The organism is Thermovibrio ammonificans HB-1 (assembly GCF_000185805.1).
Lineage (GTDB): Bacteria > Aquificota > Aquificia > Desulfurobacteriales > Desulfurobacteriaceae > Thermovibrio > Thermovibrio ammonificans.
The window spans coordinates 1,551,637-1,564,009 of record NC_014926.1 but is presented as its reverse complement, the minus strand read 5'-3'; the positions used below and the strand labels follow the sequence as shown (position 1 = coordinate 1,564,009).

The following is a 12,373-nucleotide window of genomic DNA, read 5'->3' as shown; positions in this document are numbered from 1 at the left end:
AACGTGCCTCTTACAGGAGTTGGGCGGCCTCTTTAAAGGCCACTTCTGCGGCCTTAACGGTTTTCTCTATATCCTCTTGGGTGTGAGCCGTAGACATAAACGCAACCTCAAACTGGGAGGGGGCAAGGTAAACGCCCTGCTGGAGCATCTTCCTGAAGAAGGCCGCGTAGGCCTGCGTGTTGGAGGTTAGGGCATCTTGGTAGTTCTTCACTTCCTTCGGCGTAAAGTAAACGATGGAGATGCTCTCTATCTGCTTAAAGTGGAGCTTGTCGTATATGCCTGCGGCCTTGGCGGCCTCTTTTAGCCCTTCCGAGAGCTTCTCGGTTTTTGAGCGGAGCTCTTGGTAGACGCCGGGCTTTTGAAGCTCCTTTAAGGTTGCTATACCTGCCGCCATTGCAAGGGGGTTACCCGAGAGGGTTCCGGCCTGGTAAACCGGGCCTTCCGGTGCAAGGTGGTCCATAATCTCGGCCTTACCTCCGAAGGCTCCTACGGGAAGGCCTCCCCCTATAATCTTGCCGAAGCAGGAGAGGTCGGGAGTAACGCCGAAGTACTCCTGGGCTCCCCCTAACGAGAGCCTGAAGCCGGTGATAACCTCGTCGAAAATCAGAACGATTCCCTTCTCGGCCGTCAGCTCCCTTACGGCCTCTAAAAAGCCCGGTTCCGGGATTATGAGGCCGGCGTTTGCCATAACCGGCTCCATTATAACGGCCGCAACGTCGTGCCCTACCTCGTCTATTACCCTCTTCAGGGCGTCTATGTCGTTGAAGGGCACGGTTATGGTGTGTTTTGCAAAATCTTCGGGTATGCCGGGGCTTGTGGGAACGCCGAAAGTTGTCAGGCCCGAGCCGGCCTTTACAAGCAGGGCGTCAACGTGGCCGTGGTAGCCCCCTTCAAACTTTATAACCTTGTTCCTGCCGGTGTATCCCCTTGCCAGCCTTATGGCAGACATTGTCGCTTCGGTTCCCGAATTGACCATACGGACCTTCTCAACAGAGGGAACGAGCTCAACAATCATCTTTGCAAGCTCAACCTCAAGCTCGGTGGGAGCGCCATAACTGGTTCCCTTCTCCGCCTGCTTCTGAATTGCCTCAACGACCTTAGGGTGGGCGTGGCCCAAAATCATCGGCCCCCACGAGCAGACGTAGTCAATGTACTCGTTTCCGTCAACGTCCCAGATGTGGCTTCCCTTGGCCCTCTCAATAAAGCGGGGAACATCGCCGACAGACTTAAAGGCCCTTACGGGGCTGTTTACCCCTCCGGGAATGTACTTCTTTGCCTCCTCAAAGAGGGCTTTTGAGCGCTCAACCCTCATACTCCTCTACCTCCTCCAGAATTTTTAATACCACCTCTTTCAGACATTTAAAGCCTCTTTCTCTATCTCCGTCAGGAAGTGCCTCTTGATACCTCCCTTGACCAGAAGGTCAAGCGGCCTACCGAGAAGCTCCTCAAGATAACCTTTCAAAGCCATGTAATTACGGAAAGTTTCATACTCTGGAAAAAACTCAACAACAAGGTCAACGTCGCTCTCCTCACCCTCGTCTCCGCGGGCAAAGGAGCCAAAGAGGAGGAGCTCCTTTACCCCGAATTCCCTTCTCAAATAGTCCTTCTTTTCCCTTAAAAGCCTGACTACATCAGCGCCTTTCATAGCTTACCCTTTGTGGAAGGTACTCCCTTTACCCTTTCATCTACTGAAACCGCAACTCTCAAAGCCCTTGCAACTGCCTTAAAGGTTCCCTCTGCCATGTGGTGGAGGTTTAAACCGTAGTGGCAGTTAATGTGGAGGTTGCACTTTAGCGAGTAAGAAAAAGACTTCCAGAACTCCCTGAAGAGGTCAAACTCTATCCCCATCAGGGTCTTAAACTGGGGGAAACCCCCGTAAACAAAGTAGGGGCGGCCGGAAAGGTCAATGGCGGCAGAAATGAGGGTTTCGTCCATCGGAAGGGTAAAGAAGCCGTAGCGGTTTATACCCCTCTTATCGCCCAACGCCCTCTCAATTGCCTCTCCTAAAACTATCCCGACATCTTCAATTAGGTGGTGGTGGTCAACTTCAACGTCGCCGGTTGCAACAACTTCAAGGTCAATCAAAGAGTGGCGGGAGAAGAGCTCCAGCATGTGGGTTAAAAAGGGAATGTCGGTCTTAACCGAGTAGGAGCCGGTTCCGTCAAGGTTCACAGCTATCTCTATTTCTGTTTCATTTGTCTTCCTAAGGGCTTTTGATTTTCTCATCACTCAAACCTACCAGAAAAAATTCAAGGTTTTCTTAATCTACCGGTAATTTTATAGAAATAGAAGATTAATACAAAGAAGAGAGAAACAGCCAAAGCAAGAACAAAAATCAAAAATGCATTCTCCGGAGTGGGATTAAGAAGAATAAGTTTCCTTGTTAAGACTATGAATCCAATTTCAAGAAGGCATAAAACATAATGGATTCTTTTTTGATAAAACATTGCACTTACAAAATCAAGTATAACAAGCACGAAAAGGGCATCTGTTAAAAAGGTTCTCATGTAGTTAAAAGTAAAAACTAACCCATCTGAACTAACGTGAGAGACTAAGGTAAAAATCAAAGTTAATATACAGAAAGCCAAATATACAGTCATAACTGCAATAAAGAGCCACCTAAAGAAAAGCACTAAAGAGTAAAGGAACCTATACCACTTACTCTGAATTAACTCCATTAAATCTGGTGTCTTCATTCTCTAAACCCCGCCGGGTAAGAGCCGAGGACTTTAAAGAAGGAGCAGCTCTCCTCAAGCTCCTTCAGGGCTTTTGCCACCCTGTCCTCCTTCCTGTGGCCGTCAAGGTCAACGAAAAAGACGTATTCCCACGGCTTTTTCTTCGTGGGGCGGGATTCAATTTTGGTAAGGTTAACGTCGTAAACGGCAAAAGGTTGAAGGGCCTTAAAGAGTGCTCCGGCCTCGTGGCGGGTGCTGAACATAACGGAGGTTTTGTCTCTGCCGGAGGGGTATTCGGAGTCGCTCTTCCCTATAACAAGGAAGCGGGTGAAGTTTCGGGAGAGCTCCTGAACGTTCTTTGCCAAAATGTTTAGGTCGTAGAGCAGGGCGGCGGCTTCGCTTGCGACTGCAGCACTTCCGGGTTCGGCGCTTGCGATTTCGGCCGCCTTGGCCGTGCTTGAAACCTCTATGAGCTCCGCTCCGGGCAGGTTTTCAGAGAGCCACTTACGGGCCTGAGCGAGGGCGTGGCGGTGGGAGTAAACCCTTTTCACCTTGGAGAGCTCCCCCTCCTTACTCATCAGGTGGAGGTTAACGGGAACGAAAACTTCTCCGCTTATCTTCAGGTCGGTGTCGAGGAACATATCTATGGTGTAGTTAACAACACCCTCTATTGAGTTCTCTATGGGGACAACGCCGTAGTCTACCCTTCCTTTCTCGACTTCGTCGAATACGTCCTCTATGGACTCCTTCGGACGCAGGTCGGAAGAGGTGCCGAACTGTTTGAGGGCCGCAAGGTGGGTAAAGGTTGCCTGGGGGCCGAGGAAGGCCACTTTTGTCGGCTCTTCAAGGGCCCTGCAGGCCGAGATTATCTCCCTGAAGATTGCCCTTACGCTTTCGGGAGGTAGTGGGCCCTGGTTCAGCTCCTCCAGTTTTGAGAGTATTTTCGCTTCCCTGCCGGGAACGTAGAAGGGAAGGCCTTTCTTCTTCTTAATCTCCCCCACTTCTTGGGCAAGTTTGGCCCTTCTGTTGAGTAGGGTCAGAAGCTCTCTGTCTATCCTGTCTATCTCCTCTCTCAGCTGGCTGAGACTCTTCATCTTCTCGAATCCTCTCCAGGAGCTCTTTGAGCTCTTGTGCGTTTTCCTCTACAACTTTAACAATTTTGGGGTCGTAAAGCTTCCCGCTGTTTTCCTTTAAGTGTTTAAGGACCTCTTCAAACGGGTGCGGCTCCTTGTAGGGGCGCTTAGCGGTCATCGCCTCTATAACGTCGGCCACGGCGACTATTTTAGCAAGTTTGGGTATCTCTTCACACTTAAGGCCCTTGGGGTAACCGCTTCCGTTGCACCTTTCGTGGTGGTAGAGGACAATCGGGAGTATCTCTTTGAAGGTCTCTATGGGCTCGAGGATTCTGTAGCCGATTTCGGGGTGCTTTTTGATGATTTCGTACTCTTCGTCGGTTAGTTTTCCGTTTTTGTCGAGTATGGAGACGGGAACGCCCAGTTTGCCTATGTCGTGGAGCAGGGCCCCGATTTTTAGGTTCTCAAGCTCTTTCTCGGAGAGTTCAAGTTTCCTGCCTATGAATTCGGCAACTGCTGCAACTCTGCTGCTGTGACCCCGGGTCCAGGGGGACATTGCGTCTATCGCTTTGGCGAAGGCCTCTATGGTCTGGAGGAGGACTCTGCGGTTTTTCTCTTTCTCTTTGGCGGCAAGGAGTACCGTGTCTATTATGTTCAGGATGGTTTCGAGGAACCTGGACGGTATTTTCCGGTGGCAGACGTAAAAGCCCGAGTGGGAGAGCCGTCTTGATGTGAAACCTTTCGGACACTGAGGGGTTTTTGCCACTTTTACCGCTATGTTCCTCATTTTAAAGAGGGAGTTCACGGTAGAGATAAAGTCCTCCAGGGCCTCGGCCTTTACCAGGTAGTAGAGGAGCTCCGAGCTTAAAGTCAGGAGTTTAAAGTTGAAGTTGAACTCTTTCCTTATGGCCTTGTAGAGTTTGTAGATTTTCTTCTCTATCTCGAGGAACTCATCTTTTTTCTTTTTATCGAACTTCTTCTGGAGTTCGAGGGGGTTTGAGAGGAGTTGGACTATCGACTCTATTCTCTTCTTTATGCCGCTGTAGGAGGCCCAGAGGAACAGCACGGTAGCGATGAAGAGGTAGATGTCGAACATGAGGAGAACCGCCTGGAAAATCCGGTAGGTCGATAGAAGGGCCCGATTCGAGAAGTAGAGGACGAGGCGGGTCGGTGGGTCTTTGGCAAGGGTGGCCTCCTCTACGTAGATGCAGGGCTCTTTGAAGAGGTCCTTTGAGCAGCGGGGCAAATGGCGGACGTCCGATTTAAACAGCTTGGCCACCGGGTAGGTCTGCATGAAGGTGTAGACTTCTACCCCTACTAATCTTGAATCACTGTTTAGAAAGGCTTCAAGGTCGCTTAAGGTTCCGCTGTAGTTGAAGTTCTTTATGTCTCTGTAGAGCAGGCGGGAGACCACTTCGAGCTCTACCCGGGCCTGTTGGGTGAACCAGTCGTGGAACGTCTGTTTCAGCAGGTAGTTGCCGGCAAAGTAGAGGGCAACGAAGATTAAAAACTGGAAGACTATGATGCCGAAGAAGAGCCGGGTGGTGTAGTAGAACTTAAAGGCTTCAGATAGGCTACGGAACAGACGGTTTAGCTTTTGAACTGCCTTTTTCAGCGGAAGCTCCCTTAATGGTTCTTAAAAGGTTGCTGAGGCGGCGTTTGTGAAGCTCCTCGTCTTTGGGTATCGTGTAGATGGTATCCCTGTAGCGGGCCGCTTCGGGGGCTTCCAGCATCCGGCTGTAGAGGTTCACGGCCGATACCTCGAGGTCTACGTCGTATTGGAGTAGTTTCTGCAGCTTCTTGTCGGTTTGGTAGGGCCAGATTCCTGCCGAGGGAAAGCCGCCCTCCTTTATGAGTATTTTCGCAATTTCCCGGGCGTGTTTTACTTCGTCGAGCATGTTCTTCAGAAAGACCGATTCGGCCTTTTTAGACTTGGTTATCCCTGCGTGGTTTACGTATTGAATAATGGCTCCGTATTCATGAGAGAGGGCAACGGTGCACATTGTAAAGAAGTCTTGAATGTTGTCGGTAGGATTTGCAAGGGCAGAGGGAGAGATTGCCGCTTCGGAGAGAATCCCCAGGATAACACTTAAAAACTCCCTCCTCTTCAAGTTCCACCCCGAGTGCATATATTATCTATGCTGCCTAATACAATTATATTACTCCTTTTCTCAGGAGGCGAAAATGCCGATATACGAGTTTAAGTGCAAGGAGTGCGGAGAGGAGTTTGAGAAGTTCGTTATCTCTTACTCTCAGATAGGGCAGGTGAAGTGTCCCAAGTGCGACTCCAACAACGTTGTTAAGAAGGTTTCTGCCTGTGCGGTAGGCGGAAGTGACTCCGGTTCTTCCGGAGGCTCCTGCACGGCGTTTGGCTGAGGTATTTAAACGGCGGGGTTCCCGCCGTCTATAACCTCTTCTCTGCCACAGACCACTACCTTCCCGAGTTCGTTCAGAACTTGGTTTAGGGTTAGCTCAAGGCCGCTTTCGGCCCTTACCGCCAGCGCTACCATTCCTGCAACTTCAAAGAGAAGTTGGTCTTTGGTCATAGAGGTAAGCTCTTCACACCTTTCATTGTCTATGGGGATTCTACCTATAAGGTTCCCGCCTTTGTCGTAGAGTTCAACCGTTGCCAATGTTCTCCTCCTGTTCTATCTCTTTCAAGAGCTTAAGCTCCTCTTCTGTGAGTTTACCTTCTCTTTTGAGTTTCTCTATGAGCTCGGGGGCTCTTTTGAGGGTTTTCTTTAGGCTCTCTTTCTTGCGCCACCTCTCTATTTTTGCGTGGTGTCCCGAAAGGAGAACTTCGGGAACTCTCATTCCTTTGAACTCGGCCGGGCGCGTGTAGTTGGGGTAGCCCATAAGCCCCCTGTCCATGAAGGAGTCTGCTTCAAGGCTCTCTCGGTTCCCTAAAACCCCCGGGGTTAGCCTTATAACGGCGTCCATAATTACCATGGCGGGAAGCTCTCCGCCGGTTAGAACGTAGTCGCCTATGGAGACTTCTCGGTCTACCAGCTTTTTAACCCTTTCGTCGACCCCTTCGTAGCGGCCGCAGATGATTAGTAACCTGGGGAGTTTTGAGAACTCCAGGGCCATTTCTTGGTTGAACTTCTCTCCCCAAGGCTCTGTGAGTATAACGAAGGGTTTTGGCCCTTCCTTCGAGAGTTTTTCGTATGCCCCAAAGATGGGTTCGGGTTTTAAAACCATTCCGGGCCCACCGCCGTAGGGGACGTCGTCTACAACTCTATGTTTGTCGGTTGTAAAGTCTCTTATGTTGTAAACGTTAACGGATACAAGGCCACGTTCTAAGGCTTTTCCTATAACCCCCTCTCTCAGAAAGCAGTCGAAAAGGCCCGGGAGAACGGTTAAAACGTCTATTCTCACGACTCCATGCCCTCTATGAGGGAAACTGTAACTTTGCCGTTTTTAAGGTCTATCTCTTTAACGAATTGCTCTATAAAGGGTATCAAAACCGTTTTTCCGTCGCTCTTTTCAACTTCAAGGATGTGGCTTGCGGGTTGCTCCAGGATGTTCTTTATAACTCCGAGTTCTCGGCCGTCTTCGGTGAAAACTTTAAGGCCGAGAAGCTCCTCGTAGTAGAACTCTCCCTCTTCAAGCTCTACCCTTTCGTTTTCGTCTATCCAGAGCTCTCCTCCTATTGTCTCTTCTGCCTGGGAGCGGTCGTTTATCTCCTTAAACTTTATCAGGTATATGTCTTTATATGGTTTTACAGATTCAACTGTAACCTCTTCTTTCCTCGTCCCCCTGTAGAGTGTAAGAGAGTCAACGGCTTCGAGCTGCCTTTCAAATATGTCCGACTCAGACTTTACCTTTAACTCACCTTTGAGTCCGTGAACGCCGACGACTTTTCCTATAAGGACCTCTCCTTCGTGATTGAAGGCCTTCATCTTGCGCCTTTCTAAAATCTCCTTAACCGTCCTCTTCCTCTTCACTCCAGCTCCTCCAGCTTCTTTATTGCCTTCTCTATTACGGGAGCGTAGACCTTTGAAATTCTCTCAAAGATTTTCTCAGCCTCTTTTTCATCGTAAATGTGAGAGCTCCTGTTTTTATCTTCAACCATGTCGAGGAGAATCTCGTCGTCATTTTCAGAAAAGAGGATTGTCTTCAAAGTTTAACCTGCAAAGGGGGTTAGAAAGGAGTTTATCAAAAGGCAATAAAAAAGGGGGCCGAAGCCCCCTTTATAAAGTTCACGCTAAGGAGAGTTAGAACCTTACGTCTGCCTGAGCCCAAACGTGGTGCTCGGCCTTGTCGTCGCCGGCAATAGCTTTGTAAGCATCATCCGGGTTGAAGTAGTCGTAACCGAAGCTAAGGCAGAGGTTCTTGCTGTACTTGTACTTGGCCTCAAGGTCGGCTTCCCAACCGATGTCCTTGCCGTAGCTATCAATCTTAGTAATCGTAGTGCTACCAGCTGCTTGCTTATACAAAGCAAGGTCCTTGGCTGCTTTGAAGTAGTGAAGGTCGAGTCCGAGAGCTACCCTTTCAAGAGGCTTAACATGAAGTTTGATGTAAAGATCTTTTACACCTGCAACGTTGTAGAAATATGTATTTCCTGCCGCATCAGTATATGCATTTGACCTCTGAAGAGTCACATCGAGCAGACCATTACCATTGAATTTATAGAAAGGTGTGCTAACCCAAACAGTATCCGCATGGCCAAGCCACTTGTGAGCAGTGGGAAGAACAGACCAGAAGGCCTTCATATCAGAGTTAGGATCGGGATTATCATCTCCAGAGTAGTAGTCGTAACCTACGAAGAGGCTCGGTGTCCAGGCAACTTGGTCGAAGTCTGCACCGGCACCGATGCTGAACATGTAACCTTTGTAGTCGTTGCCGCCTGCGCTACCTGTTTGCTTGGCAGCTTCAAGGTTAAGCTTGATTTTAGCCATGTCGGTTTCAAATGCGGGTGTTACACGGCCGTAGATAGTATCGACATTCATGTCGAGGCCGGCAAAGCTTGTTGTCGGGTTAACGTAGATGTTTGTGATTTCATAAGTTCCGCCGATTCCGAAGGGCTGGAACTTACCCTGCCATGTTGTTACGTAGAGGTCAATATCGGGTTCTTTTTCAACTTGAGGTCTGAACCAAGCATCCTGCTTTCCAGCATCGTTAAGCTTACCGTAGAAGAATGCAGCAAGTCCATAGTTTCCTGCTGCGTAGCCTACCAAGATACCGTCGAGGCTCCTTCCTGCCTGAGACCAGCCTACAGCACCAACGAGCCTCTGGTTACCGAGGTTAACTTCCTGACGACCCATCTTTACGATTACGTTATCAATTCCAAAGGGGTTGGAAAGGAGCAAGTAAGCTTCATGCATTGTAAAGCTTGTGCTTTCGCCAAGGCCAAGACCTTGTCCGTTTTCACCCCAGTAGCCTACAGCTTGAGGTGTGAATACTGCTGTTACGCCGTCGGAGAGCTCGGCTTTGATGTTGAGCCTTGCTCTGTAAGTTGCTCCGAGCTCAGCACCTTTTCCGGAGCCAGCTTCAGCTCCCCACCATTCGAGCCTTTCCCTCAGCTGTCCGCCGATGGTGATTTTAGAGCTGCCCATATCCATGTCGGCAGCGCTTGCAGCGGCAGGAACTATAAGTGCAGCTGCAAGACCCATTAAGGTCGCTGCTTTCAGCGCTTTTCTCATCTGGGACCTCCCCATACTAAAGTTTTTTTAGACGTTGTGTCTTTAAGTTCAAAACAAAATTTAACATCTCCTTCTAAGCAGTGTCAACTGCTTGTAACCGGGCTCAGGGCCTTGTTTTGCAAAGTTGCAAGTTAACTTAGGCTTCCTCTATTAAATAAGGAACACTCTATATATTAACACTGCGGAAGCGTTTTTTGTAAGCAGAGCGGTTAAAGTTTCCTCCGACCCTTGAAATCCCACACCGATTAAACTATATTTCAGGTCGCAGAACGGTTGCCCACGTGGCTCAGGAGGTTAGAGCGCACCCTTGGTAAGGGTGAGGTCGGCGGTTCAACTCCGCCCGTGGGCACCACTCCTTCCCAAGTCCCCCCTTGAATTTTTCCCCTCCTATGCTAAATTTCCAGCCAGAGTTTTCTGCTTAAAATCCACTATACATAAACTTTCGGAGGATGGCCATGGCGAAGCAGAAGTTTGAAAGGACGAAGCCCCACAAGAACGTGGGAACAATCGGCCACGTTGACCACGGCAAGACTACCCTGACAGCGGCAATCACCCACTGCCTTGCGCTGCAAGGAAAAGCCCAGGAAGTATCCTACGACCAAATCGACAAAGCCCCTGAAGAGAGAGAAAGGGGAATCACAATTGCGACAGCCCACGTAGAATACGAATCCGACAAATACCACTACGCCCACGTAGACTGCCCGGGCCACGCCGACTACATCAAAAACATGATAACCGGTGCGGCCCAGATGGACGGAGCGATACTCGTAGTATCTGCGGCAGACGGCCCGATGCCCCAGACCAGGGAGCACGTACTCCTTGCGAGGCAAGTTAACGTACCTGCGATAGTAGTATTCCTCAACAAAGTAGACATGGTAGACGACGAAGAACTTCTTGAACTTGTTGAACTTGAAGTTAGAGAACTCCTCTCCGAATACGGCTACCCTGGAGACGAAGTACCCGTAATCAGGGGATCTGCCCTTAAAGCCCTTGAATGCACCGACCCCAACTGCGAATGGTGCCAGCCGATATACGAACTTGTAAAAGCCCTTGACGAATATGTACCTGAGCCTGTAAGAGAAATCGACAAACCCTTCCTGATGCCGATAGAAGACGTATTCTCCATCTCTGGACGTGGAACAGTAGTAACAGGAAGAGTAGAGAGGGGGACCCTGAAAGTAGGAGACGAAGTAGAAATAGTTGGATTAAGGGACGAGCCCATAAAGACAGTGGCGACAGGAATAGAAATGTTCAGGAAAGTACTTGACGAAGCCTTACCTGGAGACAACATAGGAGTGCTGCTTAGGGGAGTAGGGAAAGACGAAGTAGAGCGCGGAATGGTAGTAGCCAAGCCTGGTAGCATCAAGCCCCACAGGAAGTTCAAGGCGGAAGTTTACATACTGTCTAAAGAAGAAGGGGGAAGGCACACCCCGTTCTTCAACGGATACCAGCCGCAGTTCTACTTCAGGACGACGGATGTAACAGGGAAAGTTAAGCTGCCTGAAGGCGTAGAGATGGTGATGCCTGGAGACAACGTTACCTTTGAAGTAGAGCTTTTAAAGCCCGTAGCTATTGAGGAAGGGCTGAGGTTTGCGATTCGTGAAGGTGGAAGGACAGTAGGTGCAGGTGTTGTTACCGAGATTCTTGACTAAGTTTTCGGGGGCTCTGCCCCCTTTAACACCACAGACAAGGAGTTGAGGCATGGCGAAGAAGGGACCCCGTGAGATAATCCAGCTTGCCTGCACAGAGTGCAAGAGGAGGAATTACTCTACAACCAAGAACAAGAGGAACACTCCCGACAGGCTCGAACTCAGGAAGTACTGCCCTTGGTGCAACAAGCACACCTTGCACAGGGAAGTTAAATAGTCTATATTTTTAGCCTGCAGGTAGGCCAGTAGCCCAATTGGTAGGGCTCCGGACTCCAAATCCGGCGGTTGGGGGTTCGAGTCCCTCCTGGCCTGCCATTTTATTTATTTTCCCTTCCTTTTCTGTTAAAATTCCGCTCCGTAAATAAATCAATCTTCAGGGGTTCTAATGTCTCCTTTTCAGTTTTTAAAGGAAGTAAGGGAAGAGCTTCAACGGGTTACCTGGCCCTCTAAGGAGGAGGTTGTAGAGGCAACGATAGCGGTGATTGTCTTCTGTGCGGTGATAGCGGCTTACTTCTGGGTTATAGATACGGTTCTCACTGCGGCCCTTGAAGTTATCCTGGCGAAATAAGGTATTGGGAGAGTTTCAGATGGCAGAGAAAAAGTGGTACACCCTTCACGTCCAGTCGGGCTTTGAGTTCAGGGTGAAGGCCAACTTGGAAAAAGCACTAAAAGAGGAGGGGGTAGAGGACAAGGTAGAGGAAATCTTCATCCCTGCCGTGGAAAAGGTGGTTTTTAAGGCCCTCGGCAAGGAGAAGGGCGAGGTACCCCTTCACACCGAAGAGCCCAAAAGCATAGAAATTGAAGGGGACGAGGGGAAAACGGTCACTTTCAGGGTTGAGAACGGTCAGGTTTGGGTTGAGTCGTGCCAGTGTGAAAAGAAGAAGTGCACCCCCGACAAGCCCATAAGTCGAATCGGCCAGAAGATTAAGTGTCCGGAGAACAGAGTGGAAGCGAAAATAGAGCTTCGCGACAGGCTCTACCCCGGCTACATCTTCATAAAGGCAGACCTCGATAAAGACCTTCAGAGCCTTATAAGGAGGGTGCCCAGAGTTCTCGGCTTTGTCAGCGCCGGAGGAAAGCCTGTAACTGTGAGCGAGGCCGAAATCCAGGCGATGAAGGAGAGGCTTAAGAGGGGCGTTCCGAGAATCAGGAAGCTCAAGTTTGATATCGGGGACAAGGTCAAGATTAAAGAAGGGCCGTTTATCGGCTTTGAAGGAACCATATCGGAGATTGACCCCGAGCACGGAAAGCTTATAGTTTTGGTGAACATTTTTGACAGGCAAACTCCCGTTGAGCTGGAGTTTGACCAGGTAGAGAAAATCAGCTAATTA

General features: G+C 49.6%; 17 protein-coding genes and 2 tRNA genes. 7 read left to right on the top strand and 12 right to left on the bottom strand.

The genetic code is table 11. The annotated features are described in order from the left end of the window. Positions 1 to 10 precede the first annotated feature (10 nt). From hemL to THEAM_RS08060, 7 genes are all read right to left on the bottom strand, one after another. On the bottom strand, positions 11 to 1,312 hold the full coding sequence (gene hemL, locus THEAM_RS08090; protein WP_013538342.1) for a glutamate-1-semialdehyde 2,1-aminomutase: 1,302 nt from the start codon (positions 1,310 to 1,312) through the stop codon (positions 11 to 13). A gap of 39 nt (positions 1,313 to 1,351) precedes the next feature. Continuing rightward, positions 1,352 to 1,645, bottom strand: a complete 294-nt coding sequence (locus THEAM_RS08085) for a nucleotidyltransferase family protein (RefSeq protein ID WP_013538341.1) — start codon at positions 1,643 to 1,645, stop codon at positions 1,352 to 1,354. Continuing rightward, positions 1,642 to 2,229, bottom strand: coding sequence for an imidazoleglycerol-phosphate dehydratase HisB (hisB, locus tag THEAM_RS08080; protein WP_041439581.1), 588 nt, complete (start codon positions 2,227 to 2,229; stop codon positions 1,642 to 1,644). The genes THEAM_RS08085 and hisB overlap by 4 nt, the downstream gene beginning before the upstream one ends. Before the next feature lie 20 nt (positions 2,230 to 2,249). Continuing rightward, positions 2,250 to 2,696 carry a hypothetical protein gene (locus THEAM_RS08075; RefSeq protein WP_013538339.1) on the bottom strand — a complete coding sequence of 149 codons (447 nt, stop codon included), beginning with the start codon at positions 2,694 to 2,696 and terminating at the stop codon, positions 2,250 to 2,252. Next, a complete protein-coding gene (pheA, locus tag THEAM_RS08070) occupies positions 2,693 to 3,769 on the bottom strand; it encodes a prephenate dehydratase (RefSeq protein ID WP_013538338.1) in 1,077 nt (358 codons plus the stop codon). The genes THEAM_RS08075 and pheA overlap by 4 nt, the downstream gene beginning before the upstream one ends. Next, positions 3,663 to 5,162, bottom strand: coding sequence for an HD-GYP domain-containing protein (locus THEAM_RS09500; protein WP_013538337.1), 1,500 nt, complete (start codon positions 5,160 to 5,162; stop codon positions 3,663 to 3,665). Before THEAM_RS09500 ends, pheA begins: the two co-directional genes overlap by 107 nt. 160 nt (positions 5,163 to 5,322) lie before the next feature. Continuing rightward, positions 5,323 to 5,859 carry a ferritin-like domain-containing protein gene (locus THEAM_RS08060; protein ID WP_198005515.1) on the bottom strand — a complete coding sequence of 179 codons (537 nt, stop codon included), beginning with the start codon at positions 5,857 to 5,859 and terminating at the stop codon, positions 5,323 to 5,325. 73 nt (positions 5,860 to 5,932) lie between these two features. Here THEAM_RS08060 and THEAM_RS08055 point away from each other — a divergent pair, with 73 nt between their 5' ends. Next, on the top strand, positions 5,933 to 6,124 hold the full coding sequence (locus tag THEAM_RS08055; RefSeq protein WP_013538335.1) for an FmdB family zinc ribbon protein: 192 nt from the start codon (positions 5,933 to 5,935) through the stop codon (positions 6,122 to 6,124). A 5-nt stretch (positions 6,125 to 6,129) separates the two neighbouring features. Here THEAM_RS08055 and THEAM_RS08050 read toward each other — a convergent pair whose 3' ends face one another. From THEAM_RS08050 to THEAM_RS08030, 5 genes are all read right to left on the bottom strand, one after another. Next, positions 6,130 to 6,381 carry a hypothetical protein gene (locus THEAM_RS08050; protein WP_013538334.1) on the bottom strand — a complete coding sequence of 84 codons (252 nt, stop codon included), beginning with the start codon at positions 6,379 to 6,381 and terminating at the stop codon, positions 6,130 to 6,132. Further along, entirely contained in the window at positions 6,368 to 7,126 is a 759-nt protein-coding gene (trmD, locus tag THEAM_RS08045; protein ID WP_013538333.1) for a tRNA (guanosine(37)-N1)-methyltransferase TrmD, read from the bottom strand. The genes THEAM_RS08050 and trmD overlap by 14 nt, the downstream gene beginning before the upstream one ends. Beyond that, a complete protein-coding gene (rimM, locus tag THEAM_RS08040; protein WP_013538332.1) occupies positions 7,123 to 7,695 on the bottom strand; it encodes a ribosome maturation factor RimM in 573 nt (190 codons plus the stop codon). Before rimM ends, trmD begins: the two co-directional genes overlap by 4 nt. Beyond that, the gene (locus THEAM_RS08035; RefSeq protein WP_041439580.1) at positions 7,692 to 7,871 is read right to left on the bottom strand and encodes a nucleotidyltransferase substrate binding protein; all 180 of its coding nucleotides are present in this window, start codon (positions 7,869 to 7,871) and stop codon (positions 7,692 to 7,694) included. Before THEAM_RS08035 ends, rimM begins: the two co-directional genes overlap by 4 nt. A gap of 94 nt (positions 7,872 to 7,965) precedes the next feature. Continuing rightward, positions 7,966 to 9,393 (bottom strand): alginate export family protein, encoded by a 1,428-nt coding sequence (locus tag THEAM_RS08030; RefSeq protein ID WP_013538331.1) that lies wholly within the window; start codon positions 9,391 to 9,393, stop codon positions 7,966 to 7,968. Between the two features lie 275 nt (positions 9,394 to 9,668). On the opposite strand from THEAM_RS08030, the gene THEAM_RS08025 reads away from it, so the two are divergent. The 6 genes from THEAM_RS08025 to nusG all read left to right on the top strand — a co-directional run bounded on the left by THEAM_RS08025 (position 9,669) and on the right by nusG (position 12,370). Continuing rightward, a tRNA-Thr gene (locus THEAM_RS08025) sits at positions 9,669 to 9,745 on the top strand. Between the two features lie 103 nt (positions 9,746 to 9,848). Then, positions 9,849 to 11,045, top strand: a complete 1,197-nt coding sequence (tuf, locus tag THEAM_RS08020; RefSeq protein WP_013537014.1) for an elongation factor Tu — start codon at positions 9,849 to 9,851, stop codon at positions 11,043 to 11,045. A gap of 49 nt (positions 11,046 to 11,094) precedes the next feature. After that, a complete protein-coding gene (gene rpmG, locus THEAM_RS08015; RefSeq protein WP_013538330.1) occupies positions 11,095 to 11,259 on the top strand; it encodes a 50S ribosomal protein L33 in 165 nt (54 codons plus the stop codon). Between the two features lie 22 nt (positions 11,260 to 11,281). Next, positions 11,282 to 11,357 (top strand) — tRNA-Trp (locus THEAM_RS08010). 70 nt (positions 11,358 to 11,427) lie between these two features. Then, positions 11,428 to 11,610, top strand: a complete 183-nt coding sequence (gene secE, locus THEAM_RS08005) for a preprotein translocase subunit SecE (RefSeq protein WP_013538329.1) — start codon at positions 11,428 to 11,430, stop codon at positions 11,608 to 11,610. A gap of 19 nt (positions 11,611 to 11,629) precedes the next feature. Then, entirely contained in the window at positions 11,630 to 12,370 is a 741-nt protein-coding gene (gene nusG / locus THEAM_RS08000; protein WP_013538328.1) for a transcription termination/antitermination protein NusG, read from the top strand. Positions 12,371 to 12,373 lie beyond the last annotated feature (3 nt).

Coding starts and splice junctions, on each gene's coding strand:
- rpmG (WP_013538330.1), top strand. CDS start 11,095: ATGGCGAAGAAGGGACCCCGTGAGATAATCCAGCTTGCCTGCACAGAG.
- THEAM_RS08055 (WP_013538335.1), top strand. CDS start 5,933: ATGCCGATATACGAGTTTAAGTGCAAGGAGTGCGGAGAGGAGTTTGAG.
- THEAM_RS08085 (WP_013538341.1), bottom strand. CDS start 1,645: ATGAAAGGCGCTGATGTAGTCAGGCTTTTAAGGGAAAAGAAGGACTAT.
- secE (WP_013538329.1), top strand. CDS start 11,428: ATGTCTCCTTTTCAGTTTTTAAAGGAAGTAAGGGAAGAGCTTCAACGG.
- pheA (WP_013538338.1), bottom strand. CDS start 3,769: ATGAAGAGTCTCAGCCAGCTGAGAGAGGAGATAGACAGGATAGACAGA.
- hemL (WP_013538342.1), bottom strand. CDS start 1,312: ATGAGGGTTGAGCGCTCAAAAGCCCTCTTTGAGGAGGCAAAGAAGTAC.
- nusG (WP_013538328.1), top strand. CDS start 11,630: ATGGCAGAGAAAAAGTGGTACACCCTTCACGTCCAGTCGGGCTTTGAG.
- THEAM_RS08075 (WP_013538339.1), bottom strand. CDS start 2,696: ATGAAGACACCAGATTTAATGGAGTTAATTCAGAGTAAGTGGTATAGG.
- THEAM_RS08030 (WP_013538331.1), bottom strand. CDS start 9,393: ATGAGAAAAGCGCTGAAAGCAGCGACCTTAATGGGTCTTGCAGCTGCA.
- tuf (WP_013537014.1), top strand. CDS start 9,849: ATGGCGAAGCAGAAGTTTGAAAGGACGAAGCCCCACAAGAACGTGGGA.